Here is a 16,941-nt window from a genome sequence, read left to right as displayed (position 1 = left end):
TGGTAACACGTCTCAGCCCCAGCGCCGGGTCTCGCCCGGCCCTTCGACGTTGATCACGCAGCGCCCGCACAACTCGGGGTGCTTGTCGTCGGCCCCGACCGAGTCGCGGTGGTGCCAGCAGCGCACGCACTTGGCGTGTTCGGTCGGCTGGACGGCGACCTTGAGCGTGTCGCCGTCGATTTCGGCTGTCTCCATCGGCTCGGCCACCGGCGCGAGGCGCACGTCGGAGGAGATGAAGAAAAAGCGCAGTTCGTCGCCGACGGCTTCCAGCTCCTCGGCCAGCTTTCCGCTCGCCTCCAGCGTGATCTCGGCGGCCAGCGAGGCGCCGATGGTCTTGTCGCGCCGCAGCTGCTCGAGCCAGGGACCGACGACTTCGCGCACCTTGCGCAGGCGCTGGATGGTGGCGCGATCGGCCTCGTCACCGGTCGCCAGCCCGTCGTACCAGGTGGCCAGCATCACGGTGTCGTCGCGCTCGCCCGGCATCTCGCTCCAGATCTCCTCGGCGGTGAAGCTGCAGATCGGCGCGAGCCAGCGCACCAAGGCCTCGAGAATGTGGTGCATGGCCGTCTGGGCCGAACGGCGGGCCGGATGGTCCTCGGGCAGCGTGTAGAGGCGGTCCTTGATGATGTCGAGGTAGAACGCGCCCATGTCGACCGAGCAGAAGTGGTGCACGCCCTGGTAGATGTTGAGGTAACGGTAGTTGCGGTAAGCCTCGGTGACCTCGTCCTGCAGGCGCGCGGCCATATCGACGGCATAGCGATCGAGCGGCAGCAGCTCTTCAAGAGAGCAGGCGTGCTTTTCGGGATCGAAGCCGTTGAGATTGCCCAGCAGGAAACGCGCTGTGTTGCGGATGCGCCGGTAGGCGTCGGCCACGCGCTTGAGGATCTCGTCGGAGACGCTCATTTCCTGGCGGTAGTCGGCCGCGGCCACCCACAGGCGCAGGATATCGGCGCCGAGGGTCTTCATGACCTGCTGCGGGGCGACCACGTTGCCCTGCGACTTCGACATCTTCTTGCCCTCGGCGTCGACGGTGAAGCCGTGGGTGAGCACCTGCTCGTAGGGCGCGATGCCGTGCATGGCCACCGAGGTCAGCAGCGAGGACTGGAACCAGCCGCGGTGCTGATCGGAGCCTTCCAGGTAGATGTCGGCCGGGCGCTTGAGTTCGCTTCGCTGGTCGAGCACGCAGTGGTGCGTCACGCCGGAGTCGAACCAGACGTCGAGGATGTCGGGTACCGGCTCGTACCGGTCGCCATCGACGCCCAGGCGCTCGGCGATGTCGTCGGCGTACCAGGCGTCCACGCCGTCGTTTTCGACGATGTCGGCGAATTTCTGCAGCAGCTCGGGCGTGTCCGGATGCGGCTGCTGACTGTCGCGGTCGATGAAGAAGCCCAGCGGCACGCCCCAGGTGCGCTGGCGCGAGATGCACCAGTCGGGCCGGGTTTCGATCATGCCGCGGATGCGCGCCTGGCCCCATTCGGGCACCCAGCGCACGTTGTCGATGGCCTTGAGTGCGTCGTCTCTAAGGCCCGCCTGATCCATAGCGATGAACCACTGCGGCGTGGTGCGGAAGGCCGTCGGCGTCTTGTGGCGCCAGCAGTGCGGATAGCTGTGGCCGAAGTCCTCGTCGGCCAGCAGCGTGCCGTTCTCGCGCATCGCCTCGACCAGCTTCGCGTTGGCCTTCCAGACGTGCTCGCCTGCGACCACCGGCGTGTCGTCGACGAAGATGCCGCGCCCGTCGATGGGATTGACCACGGGCAGGTTGTACTCCAGGCCGACGTCGAAGTCGTCCTGGCCGTGCCCCGGCGCCGTGTGGACCGCGCCCGTACCGGTTTCGGTCGTGACGTGATCGCCGAGGATCACGGGCACGTCGTCACCGCGGTAGGGGTGGTGCAGTTTCAGATGTTCGAGCGCTTCGCCCTTGACCGTAGCCAGCACCTCGACCTTGTCCAGGCCGATTCGCTCGGCGACGGAATCGCGCAGCTCGGTGGCCAGCACCAGGTCGAGCTGCTTGCCGTCGCGAACACCGCGCACCAGGTCGTAGTCCAGCTCGGCGTTCAGGCAAACCGCCTGGTTGGCCGGAATCGTCCAGGGCGTGGTCGTCCAGATGACGACCCCGGCATCGTCGGCCAGGCCGTCGACGCCGAAGCGCTTGCCCAGCTCGGCCGGATCGGCGGCCGGGAACAACACGTCGATGGCGGTCGAGGTCTTGTCCTGGTATTCGATCTCGGCCTCGGCCAGGGCCGAGCCGCAGTCGAAGCACCAGTGCACGGGCTTGACGCCGCGCTTGAGGTGGCCGCGCTCGACGATCTTCGACAGTGCGCGCAGCATGTCGGCCTCGTACTTGAAGTCCTTGGTGGCGTAGGGGTGATCCCAGTCGCCCAGCCCGCCCAGGCGCTTGAAGTCTTCGCGCTGGTTGTCGATCTGCTTCTCGGCGTACTCGCGGCACTTCTGCCGGAAGGTGGCCGCATCCACTTTCTGCCCGACCTTGCCGACCTTTTTTTCCACCTGCAGCTCGATCGGCAGTCCGTGGCAGTCCCAGCCCGGCACGTAGGGCGCCCGGTAGCCGGCCAGCAGGGCCGAACGCACCACGAAGTCCTTGAGGATCTTGTTGACCGCATGCCCGATGTGGATGTCGCCGTTGGCGTACGGCGGGCCGTCGTGCAACACGAAGGTCTCGCGGCCCTTGGTCGCTTCCTGGATGCGCTCGTAGAGGCCGTCGGCATACCACTGCTCGAGCATGTTCGGCTCGCGCTGGGCCAGGGAGGCTTTCATCGGGAATGCCGTTTTCGGCAGGTTGATGGTGTCTTTGTAGTCCACGGGGTATCTAGGTTTCAGGTTTCAGGTTTCAGGTTTCAGGGCCGCGCGGGCTTTCGCGGCGTCCTGCTTCATCTGCTCTGTCATGGCCTCGAAATCATCGAAGTGTTCTTCGTTGCGGATGAACTCGACGAACTCGACCTCGAGATGCTTGCCGTACAGGTCGCCATCGTAATCGAACAGGTGCACTTCGAGCAGCCAGTCGGTGCCGCCGAGCACGGGGCGATGGCCCAGGCTGGCCACGCCCGGATGCGATTCCAGGCCGTCGCCGGACACGCGCACCGCCAGGATGCCGGACAGGGCCGGCGGATCCGGCGGCCGGATGTTGATCGTGGGAAAGCCCAGGTCGCGACCCAGGGCGCGGCCGCGCAGCACCCGTCCGGAGATGCGATAAGGCCGACCCAGCAGGCGCTCGGCCTCGGCCAGGTCGCCCTCGAACAGCGCCGTGCGGATGCGCGTCGAGGAAATGCGCTCCTCGCCGTCGGCGACCGCCTCGACCCGCTCGACGGTGAAGCCGTAGCGCGGCCCGAGCTTCTCGAGCATGGCCACGTTTCCGGCCGCACGCGAGCCGAAACGGAAATCGGCACCGACGATCACGCGCTCGGCGCGCGCACCGCGCACCAGCACGTCGCGCACGAAGCGCTCCGGGCTCTGGCGGGCGAATTCGGCGTTGAAGCGAAGCATGAACATCAACTCCAGGCCGTAGTCGCGGGTGAGGCGAATCTTGTCGCGAACGCTGAGCAGCCGCGGCTGCGGGGAATCCGGCTTGAAGAAGGTGGCCGGCAGCGGCTCGAAGCACATCAACGCGGGCAACAGCTTGCCGGCGCCGCCACGGGCGGCGTCGATCAACGCCTGGTGGCCGCGATGCAGACCGTCGAAATTGCCCACCGCCACCGAGGTGGCGGGAAGCTTGTCGCGGTCGGAATTGAAGTGTCGGACGAGTCGCATGGCAAGCGACGGATTCTACCGTCTTTTGGGGCCCGAAGCGCGGGGTTTACGGCGTCTGCGGACGGGCCAGGTGGCGCGGTCGCAGCCCCGTACCGACGAGCACCAGCGCGTAAACGGCCGCTCCGGCGCCGATCACGCCTGCGATCGCGCCGACCCGCCACATCGTCGCAGCCTCGAGCCAGCGCTCGACCTCGGGCTGCAACCACTGCAGCGCCAGGGCCATGGCCAGGCAGCCGGCGGCGACCTGCCCCACCCTGCGCCAGGGCAGGCGCGGCGTCAGCGACTCGTGCCGCAGGCCGCGCCACAGCAGCGAAGCGTTGATCCAGCCCGAAACGCTGGAGGCCAGGGCCAGCCCGGCGTGAGCGCCCGGATGATCGGAGAGCATGGCCAGGAAACCGCCGGCGTAGTCCCCCCCGGCCAGCCACTGCGCGATGGCGACCACGAAGACCATGTTCAGGCCCATGTTGGCGACCAGGGCGATCACGGCCACCTTGACCGGCGTCTTCGTGTCCTGGCGCGAGAAATAGGCCGGGGCCAGGATCTTGACGCCGATGAAGGCCGGCAGTCCCAGGCAGTAGGCCAGCAGGGCCCAGGCCGCCATCGTCGCGTCGCGGTCGGTGAAGGCGCCGTGGTGGAAGAGCGTGATCACCAGCGGCTCGGCGACCATCGCCAGGCCGACGGCGGCCGGCAGGGCGATGATCAGGCCCAGGGTCACCGCCCAGTCGAGCACGGCCCGGTACTGCTCGCGGCCGTTGCGCGCGTGCAGCGACGAGAGCGTCGGCAGGATGACGACCGACAGCGCCACGCCGAACATGCCCAGCGGAAACTCCATCAGCCGGTCGCCGTAGTACAGCCAGGCCAGGGAGCCGGAGGCCAGCAGCGAGGCGAAGAAGACGTCGAACAGCAGGCTGACCTGCGCCACCGAGGAGCCGAACAGAGTCGGCACCATCAGCTTCATGATGCGCCGCACCCCCGAATGCCGGAAATCCGGCTTCGGAAAGGGCAGCACGTCGTGGCGCGCCAGCACGGGCAGCTGAACGGCCAACTGCAGAATCCCGGCGGCCAGCACGCCCCAGGCCAGCGCCTTGACCGGTTCCTCGAACATCGGGCTGAAAGCCACCGCCGCGGTGATCAGCGCGATGTTGAGCAGGGCGGGCGTGAGCGCCGGCAGCGCGAACTTGCCCAGCGTGTTGAGAATGCCGCCCGCGAGCGCCGTCAATGCGATGAACAGCAGGTAGGGGAAGGTCACCCGCAGCATGTCGGTGGCAAGCTGGAATCGCTCGGGGTCGTCCAGGAAGCCGGGCGCGAACAGCGTGACCACCCAACCGGAGGCGAACACCCCCAACCCCGTGACCACGAGAAGCACGGCCAGCAGGCTGCCGGCGGTCGCGTCGATCAGGGACTTGAGGCTGGCATGGTCGTGCTTTTCGCGATACTCGTTGAGCACCGGCACGAAGGCCAGCGAGAACGAGCCCTCGGCGAAAAGACGACGCAGGAAGTTGGGAATCTTGAAGGCGAAGACGAAAGCATCCATCGCCGGCCCCGCCCCGAACCAGCGCGCCAGAACCACGTCGCGCACGAAGCCCAGCACGCGCGAGACCAGCGTCATGGAGCTGAACGAAAACAGACTCCGCATCAACGCCACGGCGCCGCACTCCTGATCGGGGCTCCCAGGCCAGACAGACCCGCCCTGAAACCTGAAACCTGAAACCTGAACCCCGCGCGCGCGCCACGCGCGCGCCCTTGACTCGCAGCCGCCTTCGCCCGATAATACCCGGCTTGATTAAACACTGATCGTATTTTCTTAGGAGATTCCAAGTGGCCAATAGCGTATCCGCCCGGAAGCGTGCCCGCCAGGCCGAGAAGAATCGGCAGCATAACGCCTCGCAGCGCTCCTACGTGCGCACCAAGATCAAGCAGGTGCTGCGCGCCATCGAGTCGGGCGACAAGAACGCCGCCGAGGAAGCCTACAAGTCGGCCGTGCCGGCCATCGACAGTTCCGTGTCGAAGGGCATCATGCACGCCAACAAGGCCGCCCGCCACAAGTCGCGGCTGAATCAGCACATCCGTTCGATGGGCTGAACCCGCTCGGGCACAAGCCGAACACGAAAAAGCCGCGCCTCGTAAGCGCGGCTTTTTCTTTGCCTGCAAGGTTTACGCAATCAGGCGAACGGATTGACCAGATCCAGCCCGCAATCCTCGAAATCACGGGTATTGCGCGTGGCCAGTTTGAGCCCACGGCTCAATGCGATCGAGGCGATCTGCCCGTCCGGCACGCTCATCGGCCGCCCGCCAGCTCTGCGACTGGCCATGACTTCACCGTAGATCTTTGCCGCCGGGTAGTCGAATTCCAGTATCCGGCCGGGAAATGCCGCTTCCACGAAGCCCTCGAACCGGTATCTGAGCGTTCGATGGCGAGCCCCGTCCGGCATGGCGTGAAGACCGTACTCGATCTCGGCGATCGTGATCGCGCTCAGCCACAATCGCGAGGCTTGCAGCTCGTTGAGCCAGGCAATCACGCCTGCCTGCGGGCGGGCCTTCATGACCTCCGAAAGCACGTTGGTGTCGAGCAGGATCACGAATCCAGTTCGAGCGGCTCGTGAGGTGTGCGCTCAGGCAACTCCAGGCTTGCACCGTGGGCCTCACCAAAGAACTCGACGGCCAGGTCGCCCACACGTTCGGGGGTGACGACGGCCTGGTGAATGATCCGCCGGACCTCTTCCTCCATGGAGACCCCGTGCCGGGCCGCACGGACCCGCAGTAACTCCAGAGTCTCGTCGTCCAGACGCCTGACGCTCAAACTGGCCATCTCGCTCACCCTTTTGGTGAAAAGTGCCAGCACATGATAGCACTGCCATCATGTGCTGGCATACCCGCATCATTCAGGGCGGAACCCTACCAGCCCTGAACGCCGGGCAGGTCTTCCGGGAAGCTGAGCCGGTAGCCCACCGTCAAATTCAGTTCTCCGCCGGCCGACACTTCGCGGTCCCAGGCCAGGACGCCGGGCCTGTCGTCGACGTCGCGGCGATCGGGCCGGGTGCTCGAATCGGTCAGCGAGACTTCGATGCGCTCGTCGCGCGAGACCGGCATGGCGTCGAAAACGGTCAGGTCGATGGCTCTTGAATGGCCATTGCTGACCGAGATGCGGTGCACGCGGGTGAGCACGTTGGACTTGCGCAGCATGCCCTCGGTTGCGCGGTCGTCGCGCACCATTTCGTATTCCACCGTGATTCGGTCGTCGACACCGAAGCTCGAGGCCAGTTCCTCGCCCGGCGCCACGCCGACGAAGCGCGTCTGTCCGACCAGGGTGCCGTCCTGGTAGAGCGTGACGGAGCCCGGCGGCAGCGCGAGTTCGCCTTCCCAGTCGCCCTCGGCATAGAGCCAGACCGTCGGCTGGTAGCGCGGCACTGTGCGCGCGCTCAGCGCGACGTCCAGCCGGTGCTCGTCCAGGCGGAAGCGGTGCGGCTGGTTGTCGGCCGCCACGCTGGCGCGGCCGGGCACTCGGTAGGCCTGGGTGTATTCATTGCCCACGAGTTCCGCCGAATCCCAGCCGGCCTCGGCGGCGGGGGCGGCGGCGAATTCCATTTCGCTACGCTGGATACGACTGCCGGTCACCCGGACTCGATCGAGATCCTCTGCTTTCCCCTCGGGCTCGGGCTGCACGACGTCGATCCACCAGGGCGAGACCTCCGGCAGGCGTCCGCCGGCCGAGGGGCGAGAGAGCGACAGGCTCAGTTCGGCATCCGACCAGTCCTCGCCGGTGCGCTGACGCACTTCCGCGAACTGGACGATCTGCAGTGCGTCGGCCCCGGTGTCCAGGCGCCACTCGTACACGGGCCGCCAGTAAGCACCGCCGACGGTGTACTCGACGGTGAAACGCGCCGTGCCCGCCGAAGCGCTCTCGTAGGCCAGCTCGAGCGCCAGGGTGTCCTGCTGCCTCTGGCCGAGGTCGGCCAGCTCCTGCTCGAGGCGCTGGACCTCTTTCTGCAGCTCGCGCCGCTCGAGCTGCAGCCGGCGGCGGGCCGACAGCACCTCTTCCGCGCCGCTGCCCACCGTTTCCACCGCCTGACTCCAACCGTCCAGGGACAGCTTCCCGTCGCCCTGCCCTGCCCCGTTGGCCAGCGAACGCAGGAGGCTGAGCTGCATCTCCCGGGCCTCGATGTCGTCGTCGACGCCGCTCATCTCATCGCGCAGTTCCTGCAGTCGCCGCTCGAGCTCGCGGGCCCGCTCGCTGACACGCTCGCTGCCGCGCACGGTTTCGAGCTGGTAGGCGCCCAGGCGCAGGCCATCCGGACCGGTGGCGGCAATGCGCAGGCTGTCGCGCGAGAGGCCGATCGGCAGGTCGGAGCGGGTCAGCTTGCCCGAGCCGGCTTCGATATCGACCTCGAAGACCCGGGTGACCGTGGCGCGGTCGGGAAAGACAGTGACCGAATCGACCGAGGCCGAAGCCGGCAGGAACCAGGAAAGGCTGACAAGGATGGAAACGAATCTGAGCATCGCGATTCTCCAGTGAGTGACACTGCAAACAACGCGGCTGGGCACGGGAAGGGGTTAAACCGTAGCCGGAAATTCCGGACGCGGACTCAATCGGCCGGGATTTCGCTGTCCTCCTGCCCCTCGTCGCCCCGCTGTTCTTCGAGGTAGTTCATCACGTCCCAGCTCAGCTTGTCCAGTCCCTTCCGGGCCACGGAAGACACGGCATACCAGGGCGCGCGCCAGTCGAGCTTCTCGATGATCTCCGCGGCGGTGTCGCGCACGAGCTCGTCGTCGAGCTGGTCGATCTTGGTCAGCACCAGCCAGCGCTCGCGGCCGGCCAGTTCGTCGCTGAAGCGCGCCAGCTCGTGTTCGAGTGCGCGCACCTGGTCGGCGGGGTCGCTGCCGTCGACCGGCGCAATCTCGACCAGGTGCAGCAGCAGCCCGGTGCGCTGCAGGTGCTTGAGGAACTGGATACCCAGCCCGGCGCCCTCGGCCGCACCCTCGATCAGGCCCGGGATGTCGGCGATCACGAACGAGCGGCCGGGCTCCAGGCTGACGACCCCGAGGTTGGGATGGAGCGTGGTGAACGGATAGTCGGCCACCTTCGGCCGGGCCCCGGACACCGCGCTGATCAGGGTGGACTTGCCGGCGTTGGGGAAACCCAGCAGGCCGACGTCGGCCAGCACCTTGAGTTCGAGATGGAGCCCGCGCTCCTCGCCCGGCGTGCCCGGCGTGGACTGCCGCGGCGTGCGGTTGGTCGAGGACTTGAAGTTGACGTTGCCCCGCCCGCCGTGACCGCCGCGCGCGACCAGCAGGCGCTGGCCGTGTTCGAGCACCTCGCCGATGAGCTCGTCGGTCTCGGCGGCACGAACGATCGTGCCCAGGGGCACCTTCACGACGATGTCGTCGGCGGACTTGCCGGTGCGCTGCTGCCCGGCGCCGGGCTGGCCGTTCTTCGCCTTGAAGTGCCGCGCGTGCCGGAAGTCGGCCAGGGTGTTCAGGCCCGAATCGCCTTGCAGCCAGACATCCCCGCCGTCGCCCCCGTCACCGCCATCGGGGCCGCCTTTGGGAATGTACTTCTCGCGCCGGAAACTGACACAGCCGTTCCCGCCGTTCCCGGCCGTGACGCGGATTGAGGCTTCATCTACAAACTTCATGGTGGCAGTTTACTCGGTCGTAGTGGGGTTGGCGGGGGCTGAAGGCAGCAAAATCTTTAAAACGCAAAGACGCAAAGCGGCAAAGAACGCAAAGGTAAAGAATAAAAGATCAAATAGAATTTTAAAACAAGCACTTAGGCCGCTTCGCGATTCGGGAAATTCGAATCGAATTCCATTATTTTCTTGGGTTTTCTTCGCGTTCTTTGCTGCTTAGCGTCTTTGCGTTTTAAAGGTTTTAAAGGACGCGCCCCCAGATACGAAAAAGCCCCGCTCGAAGGCGGGGCCGTCTCGGCATCCGGTTTGGGGCGGGATGCGAGTCTTTTCGCTGCTCGTGCGCTTACTCGGCCGGTTCGATCGAGATGAACTTGCGCACGGGCTTGCCGCGCTGTTCGAACTTGACCTTGCCGTCGGCCAGGGCGAACAGCGTGTGGTCGCGGCCCACACCGACGTTGGCGCCGGCATGGAAACGGGTGCCACGCTGGCGGACCAGGATGTTGCCGGCCAGGACGGCTTCGCCGCCGTAGCGCTTCACGCCCAGGTATTTCGGATTGGAGTCGCGGCCGTTGCGAGTCGAGCCGCCTGCCTTTTTATGAGCCATTGCTTAGCCCTCGATTCCGGTGATCTTGATTTCGGTGTAGTACTGACGGTGACCCATCTGCTTCATGTGATGCTTGCGGCGCTTGAACTTGATGATCCGGATCTTGTCGCCGCGACCGTGGTCGACCACTTCGGCGGTCACCTTGCCGCCCTCGACCGTCGGGGAGCCGACGCGCACGTCATCGCCTTCACCGACCATCAGGACCTGATCGATTTCGACCTTGGCGCCTTTTTCGGCGTCCAGCTTTTCGACGCGCAGGACGTCGCCTTCAGAGGCCCGGTACTGCTTGCCGCCGGTGGAAAATACCGCGTACATGGATGAATCTCCGCAAAAACTCGCCAGTAAAGAGCGGGAATTCTACAGGACCAGCCCATGCCAGTCAACGCAGAATCCCGTCGAGCGCCAATCCGGGAGAATTCCGGGATTGCTTTGATTCGCTCACGCCGAGCGCGATATATTAGCAGGCTTGTCTTGCATTTACGGCCTCTATCAATGAAGTCGATCAGCGTTCGCGGCGCGCGCACTCACAACCTGGCCAACGTCGACCTCGAGCTGCCCCGTGACCAGCTGATCGTGTTCACGGGCCTGTCGGGCTCGGGCAAGTCCTCGCTGGCCTTCGACACGATCTACGCGGAAGGCCAGCGACGCTACGTCGAGTCCCTTTCGGCGTACGCGCGGCAATTCCTGTCGATGATGGAAAAGCCCGATGTCGACAGCATCGAGGGCCTCTCGCCGGCGATTTCCATCGAGCAGAAGGCGGCCAGCCACAACCCGCGCTCGACGGTGGGCACGGTCACCGAGATTCACGACTACCTGCGCCTGATGTACGCCCGGGTGGGCACGCCGCGCTGTCCGGACCACGGCGAGGAGCTCGACGCCCAGACCGTCTCGGAGATGGTCGACACGGTGCTCAACCTGCCCGAAGGCACGAAGCTGATGCTGCTCGCCCCGATCGTGCGAAATCGAAAGGGTGAGCACGTCCAGGTACTGCAGGAACTGCGCGCCCAGGGTTTCGTGCGCGCCCGCGTCAACGGCGAGGTGATCGACCTCGACGACACCCTTCCGCAGCTCGAGCTGCGCAAGAAGCACACCATCGAGGCGGTCGTCGACCGCTTCCGGGTGCGCGAGGACCTGGCCCAGCGCCTGGCCGAGAGTTTCGAGACGGCGCTGGCCCTGGCCGACAGCCTGGCGGTGGTCGCACCGATGGATCCCGAGGACGATATCGACGAGCAACTGTTCTCGGCGCGCTACGCCTGCCCGGTCTGCGACTACAGCCTGCCCGAGCTCGAGCCGCGGATGTTCTCGTTCAACAACCCCAACGGGGCCTGCGAGACCTGCGACGGCCTGGGCGTCAAGCAGTACTTCGACCCCGACCGGGTCGTGGCCAATCGCGAGCTGTCGCTGGCCGGCGGCGCCATCCGCGGCTGGGACCGGCGCAACGCCTACTACTTCCAGCTCATCCAGTCGCTGGCCAAACACTACGGCTTCGACATCGAGACGCCCTTCGAGGAACTCTCGGAAGAACTGCAGCAGGTCATCCTCCACGGCAGCGGCAAGGAGAAGATCGCCTTCCGCTACCTGTCCGAGCGCGGCACACAGACGCGCAAACACCCCTTCGTGGGCATCATCCCCAACCTCGAGAAGCGCTACCGCGAGACCGACTCGCGCATCGTGCGCGAGGAGCTGTCGCGCTATATCTCCACCCGGGCCTGCCCGGAATGCCACGGCCAGCGCCTGGGGCGCGAGGCGCGCCACGTCTTCATCGCCGACAAGTCGCTGCCGGAAGTCTCGAGCTGGTCGGTGGAACGCTGCCTGGACTTCTTCAACGCCGTCGACCTGGCCGGCTGGCGCGGCGAGATCGCCGGGCGCATCCTCAAGGAAGTGCGCGAGCGCCTGCATTTCCTGGTCAACGTCGGGCTGGACTACCTGACCCTCGACCGCCAGGCCGACACCCTGTCGGGCGGCGAGGCCCAGCGCATCCGCCTGGCCAGCCAGATCGGCGCCGGCCTGGTGGGCGTGATGTACGTGCTCGACGAGCCGTCGATCGGCCTGCACCAGCGCGACAATGCGCGCCTGCTCGAGACCCTGTTCCGCCTGCGCGACCTGGGCAACACCGTGATCGTCGTCGAGCACGACGAGGATGCCATCCGCTCGGCCGACCACGTCGTCGACATCGGCCCGGGACCGGGCGTGCACGGCGGCCGCATCGTCTACAACGGCACGCCCGAGGGCCTGGTCGACTGCGAGGGCTCGCTGACCGGCGACTACCTGTCGGGGCGCAAGGAAATCGCGGTGCCCAAGCAGCGCCACAAGCCCGACAGGAAGCGCCTGTTCCGACTCGAGGGCGCGACCGGCAACAACCTCAAGGAAGTCGACCTCGAGCTGCCGGCGGGACTGTTCGTGTGCGTGACCGGTGTGTCGGGCTCGGGCAAGTCCACGCTGATCAACGACACGCTCTACAAGCTGATGGCGCGCGAACTCAACGGCGCCTCGGAGACGCCCTCGCCGCACGCGCGCCACTCGGGACTGGACCTCTACGACAAGGTCGTCGACATCGACCAGAGCCCGATCGGGCGCACGCCCCGCTCGAACCCGGCAACGTACACCGGCATGTTCACGCCCATTCGCGAGCTGTTCGCCGGCACGCAGGAGGCGCGCACCCGCGGCTACAAGCCGGGCCGCTTCTCCTTCAACGTCAAGGGCGGCCGCTGCGAGGCCTGCCAGGGCGACGGGGTGATCCGGGTGGAGATGCACTTCCTGCCCGACATCTTCGTGCCCTGCGACGTCTGCCAGGGCAAGCGCTACAACCGCGAAACCCTGTCGGTCACCTACAAGGGCAAGAGCATCCACGAAGTGCTGGAGATGACCGTCGAGGACGCACTGGAATTCTTCGAGCCGGTGCCGGCGGTGGCCCGGAAGCTCCAGACCCTGATGGACGTCGGCTTGAGCTATATCCAGCTCGGCCAGAGCGCCACCACGCTGTCCGGCGGCGAGGCACAGCGCATCAAGCTGGCGCGCGAGCTGTCCAAGCGCGACACCGGCAACACGCTCTACATCCTCGACGAGCCCACTACGGGCCTGCACTTCCACGACATCAAGCACCTGCTGGAAGTGCTGCACCGCCTCAGGGACGAGGGCAACACCGTGGTGGTCATCGAACACAACCTGGACGTGATCAAGACCGCCGACTGGATCGTCGACCTCGGCCCCGAGGGCGGCGAGCGCGGCGGCCGGATCATCGCCACCGGCACGCCCGAGCAGATCGCGCAAGCCGAAGGCTCGTGGACCGGGGAGTACCTGGCGGATATGCTCGGGATCAAGCGCAAAAGTAGAAAGAGCGCTTGAAAGAACGGGTTCCGGGTTCCGGGTTCCGGGTTCCGGGGCACTTGGCGAAGCCGCGAGTGCGTTGCCGAATGCGCTAGGTTTCAGGTTTCAGGGTTCAGGTTTCAGGCGGCAACTGCTTGCGCGGGTGGGCGGCTTCGCCGCGATGGCTCGGGGGCGGGGTGTTCGGGGTTCCGGGTTCGGGGTTCGGGAAAACAACAAAAGCACCGTCGTCCCGGCCCCCGAGCCGGGACCTTTCAACCGGAGGCGCCAACTGATGGAAGGCCCCGGATCAAGTCCGGGGCAACAGCGCGGTTCTTTTCCTGAAACCTGAAACCTGAAACCTGAAACCTGAAACCTGAAACCTATCAGGCCCTAGCGCTACAATCACCCGCATCGCCAACCGGAAGCCGCCAATGCCCGAATTCATGATCCAACTTCCCGTCCGCTGGGGCGACATGGACGCATTCGGCCATGTCAGCAACGTGGTCTACCTGCGTTACATCGAGGACTGCCGGGCGCAGTGGATGGAGTCGGTACCCAGCCACTGGCAGGACGGCGAGACGGGGCCGGTGGTGGCCAATATCAACATCAACTTCCGGCGGCCGATGTACTGGCCTGAAACGGTCGAGGTGACGCTCAGGCCGCTCTCGCCCGGGCGATCCTCGATCAAGCTCGAACACGAGATCCGGTCGATCCCGGAAAAGGGCAGTGAGGCGACGGTCTACGCCGACGCCACCTGCACGCTGGTGTGGATCGACAAGAAGAAAGGCGAACCCGTTCCCCTGCCTACCTGCATCCGCGACCTCGCCCAATAAGACTCAGACGAATTCGACGCCGAGTTTCACTACATCCTCGTCGATTTCGTCCATCCAGCGGATCTCTGCCGCCTGCAGTCCGAGGTTGGCGACCTGGACCACGCAGCGGGCACCCTTCTCGACCGAGCGGATCGGTCCCCGGGTGAGCACGACGATGCGCAGGCCGCCGCGCGATTCCTCGGCGACCAGGCCGGCGGTCTCGGGCTCGAAGACCTCTTCGCTGGCGATCGTGTTGGAAAACTGGAGAAGGACGATTTCGGTCTCGTCCGGTGGGTAGCGCAGGTAGCGCCGCCGGTCATCCGACTGGGCCTGTACCATGACACACCTCCCGGAGTCGGGCTCCGGTCATTGCGGTCCACTCAGCATAGCCCCCGCGGGCTGCGGGGGCAATCGGCACCGGGCGACGGGATCAGCCCTTCAATCTCTCCACGAGCCGCCTGAGCGTCGCCTGGGTCTGCTCGTCGAACCAGCCGGCCACGAAGGCGTCGATGTCGAGGGCGTCGCGGTTGTCGAACAGTTCGCCCAACTCGGCGCGGCAGAGCTTGCGGGTGGCGGTCATTGAGTGCTGCGGCAACTCGAGCAGGCCGCGGCACCAGCCCACCGCGCGCTCAACGACGTCACCGGGCGGCACCAGTTCGTCGACCATGCCCAATTCGAGCGCCTCGGCGGCGGGAATCATCTCGCCGGCGACCAGGTGGCGTTCGGCCGGGTACGGGCCGATCAGACGCACCAGGGCGCGGTGGATGACCGGCGGCACGACCAGTCCGACCTGGACTTCGTTGAGCCCCAACCGGAACTCGCCCTCGGCCTGCACGCGGTAATCTGCGAACAGGGCGATCACGGTGCCGCCCGCCGGGCTGTGCCCGGTCAGTGCGGTCACGATCGGCACGGGACTGCGGGCGATCCGTTCCAGCAACCCGAACAGGGCTTCCCAGAAGGCGCGCATGCCCTGCTCGTCGAGCGTGAGCAGTTCGGGCACGTCGAGCCCGGCCGAGAACAGGCCCTCGCGGCCCGAGATGACCAGCGCGCGGGCGCCGTCTTCGATGGCCTGCTCGATGGCGCCGTCCAGCTCGGCGACCAACGCAGGGTTGAGCGCATTGACCGGCGGGCGGTCGAGCCTGAGTTCGACGATGCCGTCGCCGTGGTCGATGTTCTGAAGCATGGCTCTCGTGTCCTCGGATTCGGTGGCAGCCCCCGAGTTTACCGCCTGGACGCTCTCGGCGGGAATGGAAGCGCAGGCGTCGAAGCCCACCGGCGGGTCGATTTGTCATTGCCTTTGGTTATGATGAATCGTCCAGTCCACGGGGAGAGTAAGCGTGTTCGAATCGGAACCGGCCAGTACGGCACTCGCGCTGACGGCAGCGGGATTGCTGCTGGTGCTCAGCGTGCTGTTCAGCCGGCCGTCGGAGAAGATCGGCATCCCGGTGGTGCTGGTCTTCCTGCTGATCGGGTTACTGGTCGGGCCTCACTTCGGGCACGAGTACATCGATTTCGAAATGGCCTTCCGGATCGGCACGATGGGTCTGGTGCTGATTCTCTTCGACGGCGGCCTCAACACCCCCTATCGCCAGGTCCGAGAGCACCTGCTGCCGGCTTCCCTTCTGGCCACGCTGGCCGTGGTGGGCACCGCCGCACTCGTCGCCCTGGTGGCCTGGTCCCTGGGCCTGGACTGGATGATGGCGCTGCTGCTCGGCGCGATCGTCTCTTCGACCGATGCGGCGGCGGTGTTTTCGGCGCTGCGCGGCTCCGGTGTTCAGCTGAGTCGGCGCGTGGGCGCCACACTGGAACTGGAATCCGGCCTCAATGACCCGATGGCGGTCATCCTCACGCTGACGCTGACTAGCCAGTTGATAGGCGACACGGCCTTCAGCCTGCCGAATTTCCTGGGTCATGTCGCGATGCAGCTGGTGATCGGGCTCGGCGCCGGGCTGGCCATCGGCTGGCTCGGCTCGCAATTGCTCGGGCGTATCCGGGTGCCGGCGGCGGGCCTGTATCCGGCCCTCACCCTGGCCATGGCCCTGCTGGCCTTCGGCGTGCCGACCCTGTTCATGGGCTCGGGCTTCCTTGCCGTCTACGTCGCCGCGCTGATGCTGGGCAACCAGCGCCTGCCCTACCGCTCCGGCATCCTGCGCGTCCACGACGCCCTGGCCTGGCTGGCGCAGATCTCGATGTTCCTGGTGCTGGGCCTGCTCGCCGTGCCGCAGATCCTGGTTTCCTTCGGCTGGCGCGGACTCGTCGTCGCGCTGGCCCTGGCGCTTCTGGCCCGCCCGGTGATGGTCGCCGCCTGCCTGTTGCCGTTTCGCTACAGCGCGAAGGAAACGGCCTTCATCTCATGGGTGGGACTGCGCGGCGCGGTGCCCATCCTGCTGGCCACCTACCCGGTGCTGGCCGGCGTCGAGGAGGCCATGACCCTGTTCCACCTGGTGTTCTTCGTAGTCGTGGTCAACGCGCTGATTCCGGGCGCGACCGTGCGCTGGGCAGTGACGCTGTTCGGGGTGGAGCGCGGCGGCGTCGAACGGCCGGCGCCGGTGCTGGAAATCAACGCCATCGACAGCCTGCCGGTTCAGATCATCAGCTTCAACCTGCATCCCGCTGCCCTGGTCACCGGCCAGCCGGCGCGTATGCTGCCCCTGCCCGCCGGTGCCGACATCCTGCTGGTGGTGCGCGAACGCGAAGCCCTGCCGGTCACACCCGACACGGTGCTGCAAGCGGGGGACCACGTTCACATCATGGTGCGTCCCGAGGACACGCGGTCGGTGGAGCTGATGTTCGGACTGAGAGAGGATGATTGACTTGGCGCCGAGAGCTA

Annotated in this window: 15 protein-coding genes; 4 read left to right on the top strand and 11 right to left on the bottom strand. The window is 66.3% G+C overall.

From position 1 onward, the window contains the following. Positions 1 to 12: 12 nt before the first annotated feature. From ileS to murJ, 3 genes are all read right to left on the bottom strand, one after another. On the bottom strand, positions 13 to 2,772 hold the full coding sequence (ileS, locus tag DZC52_RS09825) for an isoleucine--tRNA ligase (RefSeq protein ID WP_116650989.1): 2,760 nt from the start codon (positions 2,770 to 2,772) through the stop codon (positions 13 to 15). A gap of 66 nt (positions 2,773 to 2,838) precedes the next feature. Beyond that, a complete protein-coding gene (locus DZC52_RS09820; RefSeq protein WP_116650970.1) occupies positions 2,839 to 3,762 on the bottom strand; it encodes a bifunctional riboflavin kinase/FAD synthetase in 924 nt (307 codons plus the stop codon). 46 nt (positions 3,763 to 3,808) lie between these two features. Continuing rightward, the gene (murJ, locus tag DZC52_RS09815; RefSeq protein ID WP_116650969.1) at positions 3,809 to 5,398 is read right to left on the bottom strand and encodes a murein biosynthesis integral membrane protein MurJ; all 1,590 of its coding nucleotides are present in this window, start codon (positions 5,396 to 5,398) and stop codon (positions 3,809 to 3,811) included. Between the two features lie 182 nt (positions 5,399 to 5,580). Here murJ and rpsT point away from each other — a divergent pair, with 182 nt between their 5' ends. Then, the gene (rpsT, locus tag DZC52_RS09810) at positions 5,581 to 5,844 is read left to right on the top strand and encodes a 30S ribosomal protein S20 (RefSeq protein ID WP_116650968.1); all 264 of its coding nucleotides are present in this window, start codon (positions 5,581 to 5,583) and stop codon (positions 5,842 to 5,844) included. Between the two features lie 80 nt (positions 5,845 to 5,924). On the opposite strand, the gene DZC52_RS09805 is transcribed toward rpsT, so the two are convergent. From DZC52_RS09805 to rplU, 6 genes are all read right to left on the bottom strand, one after another. Further along, positions 5,925 to 6,341, bottom strand: a complete 417-nt coding sequence (locus DZC52_RS09805; RefSeq protein WP_116650967.1) for a type II toxin-antitoxin system VapC family toxin — start codon at positions 6,339 to 6,341, stop codon at positions 5,925 to 5,927. Beyond that, positions 6,338 to 6,571: a FitA-like ribbon-helix-helix domain-containing protein gene (locus DZC52_RS09800; RefSeq protein WP_116650988.1), complete on the bottom strand. Its 234-nt coding sequence runs from the start codon at positions 6,569 to 6,571 to the stop codon at positions 6,338 to 6,340. The genes DZC52_RS09805 and DZC52_RS09800 overlap by 4 nt, the downstream gene beginning before the upstream one ends. 86 nt (positions 6,572 to 6,657) lie before the next feature. Then, a complete protein-coding gene (locus DZC52_RS09795) occupies positions 6,658 to 8,259 on the bottom strand; it encodes a DUF4139 domain-containing protein (RefSeq protein ID WP_116650966.1) in 1,602 nt (533 codons plus the stop codon). 86 nt (positions 8,260 to 8,345) lie between these two features. Continuing rightward, positions 8,346 to 9,395: an Obg family GTPase CgtA gene (gene cgtA / locus DZC52_RS09790; RefSeq protein ID WP_116650965.1), complete on the bottom strand. Its 1,050-nt coding sequence runs from the start codon at positions 9,393 to 9,395 to the stop codon at positions 8,346 to 8,348. Between the two features lie 337 nt (positions 9,396 to 9,732). Then, positions 9,733 to 9,993, bottom strand: a complete 261-nt coding sequence (gene rpmA, locus DZC52_RS09785) for a 50S ribosomal protein L27 (RefSeq protein ID WP_116650964.1) — start codon at positions 9,991 to 9,993, stop codon at positions 9,733 to 9,735. Positions 9,994 to 9,996: 3 nt separating this feature from the next. Then, entirely contained in the window at positions 9,997 to 10,308 is a 312-nt protein-coding gene (rplU, locus tag DZC52_RS09780; RefSeq protein ID WP_116650963.1) for a 50S ribosomal protein L21, read from the bottom strand. Positions 10,309 to 10,485: 177 nt separating this feature from the next. Here rplU and uvrA point away from each other — a divergent pair, with 177 nt between their 5' ends. Further along, the gene (uvrA, locus tag DZC52_RS09775; RefSeq protein ID WP_116650962.1) at positions 10,486 to 13,338 is read left to right on the top strand and encodes an excinuclease ABC subunit UvrA; all 2,853 of its coding nucleotides are present in this window, start codon (positions 10,486 to 10,488) and stop codon (positions 13,336 to 13,338) included. A 392-nt stretch (positions 13,339 to 13,730) separates the two neighbouring features. Then, positions 13,731 to 14,132 carry an acyl-CoA thioesterase gene (locus tag DZC52_RS09770; protein WP_116650961.1) on the top strand — a complete coding sequence of 134 codons (402 nt, stop codon included), beginning with the start codon at positions 13,731 to 13,733 and terminating at the stop codon, positions 14,130 to 14,132. Positions 14,133 to 14,135: 3 nt separating this feature from the next. On the opposite strand, the gene DZC52_RS09765 is transcribed toward DZC52_RS09770, so the two are convergent. Beyond that, the gene (locus tag DZC52_RS09765) at positions 14,136 to 14,450 is read right to left on the bottom strand and encodes a hypothetical protein (protein ID WP_116650960.1); all 315 of its coding nucleotides are present in this window, start codon (positions 14,448 to 14,450) and stop codon (positions 14,136 to 14,138) included. A gap of 91 nt (positions 14,451 to 14,541) precedes the next feature. After that, entirely contained in the window at positions 14,542 to 15,294 is a 753-nt protein-coding gene (locus DZC52_RS09760; protein ID WP_116650987.1) for an enoyl-CoA hydratase/isomerase family protein, read from the bottom strand. A 154-nt stretch (positions 15,295 to 15,448) separates the two neighbouring features. On the opposite strand from DZC52_RS09760, the gene DZC52_RS09755 reads away from it, so the two are divergent. Then, entirely contained in the window at positions 15,449 to 16,924 is a 1,476-nt protein-coding gene (locus DZC52_RS09755) for a potassium/proton antiporter (protein ID WP_116650959.1), read from the top strand. Positions 16,925 to 16,941: the final 17 nt, after the last annotated feature.

This window comes from Wenzhouxiangella sediminis, assembly GCF_003410055.1.
Lineage (GTDB): Bacteria > Pseudomonadota > Gammaproteobacteria > Xanthomonadales > Wenzhouxiangellaceae > Wenzhouxiangella > Wenzhouxiangella sediminis.
This window is presented reverse-complemented; position numbering and strand designations above follow the sequence as displayed.

Excerpts from the sequence above, each read along its gene's own strand:
- cgtA (WP_116650965.1), bottom strand. The coding sequence starts at position 9,395 with ATGAAGTTTGTAGATGAAGCCTCAATCCGCGTCACGGCCGGGAACGGC.
- murJ (WP_116650969.1), bottom strand. The coding sequence starts at position 5,398 with ATGCGGAGTCTGTTTTCGTTCAGCTCCATGACGCTGGTCTCGCGCGTG.
- rpmA (WP_116650964.1), bottom strand. The coding sequence starts at position 9,993 with ATGGCTCATAAAAAGGCAGGCGGCTCGACTCGCAACGGCCGCGACTCC.
- DZC52_RS09820 (WP_116650970.1), bottom strand. The coding sequence starts at position 3,762 with ATGCGACTCGTCCGACACTTCAATTCCGACCGCGACAAGCTTCCCGCC.
- DZC52_RS09770 (WP_116650961.1), top strand. The coding sequence starts at position 13,731 with ATGCCCGAATTCATGATCCAACTTCCCGTCCGCTGGGGCGACATGGAC.
- DZC52_RS09800 (WP_116650988.1), bottom strand. The coding sequence starts at position 6,571 with ATGGCCAGTTTGAGCGTCAGGCGTCTGGACGACGAGACTCTGGAGTTA.
- DZC52_RS09795 (WP_116650966.1), bottom strand. The coding sequence starts at position 8,259 with ATGCTCAGATTCGTTTCCATCCTTGTCAGCCTTTCCTGGTTCCTGCCG.
- rplU (WP_116650963.1), bottom strand. The coding sequence starts at position 10,308 with ATGTACGCGGTATTTTCCACCGGCGGCAAGCAGTACCGGGCCTCTGAA.
- ileS (WP_116650989.1), bottom strand. The coding sequence starts at position 2,772 with ATGAAAGCCTCCCTGGCCCAGCGCGAGCCGAACATGCTCGAGCAGTGG.
- DZC52_RS09765 (WP_116650960.1), bottom strand. The coding sequence starts at position 14,450 with ATGGTACAGGCCCAGTCGGATGACCGGCGGCGCTACCTGCGCTACCCA.
- uvrA (WP_116650962.1), top strand. The coding sequence starts at position 10,486 with ATGAAGTCGATCAGCGTTCGCGGCGCGCGCACTCACAACCTGGCCAAC.
- DZC52_RS09760 (WP_116650987.1), bottom strand. The coding sequence starts at position 15,294 with ATGCTTCAGAACATCGACCACGGCGACGGCATCGTCGAACTCAGGCTC.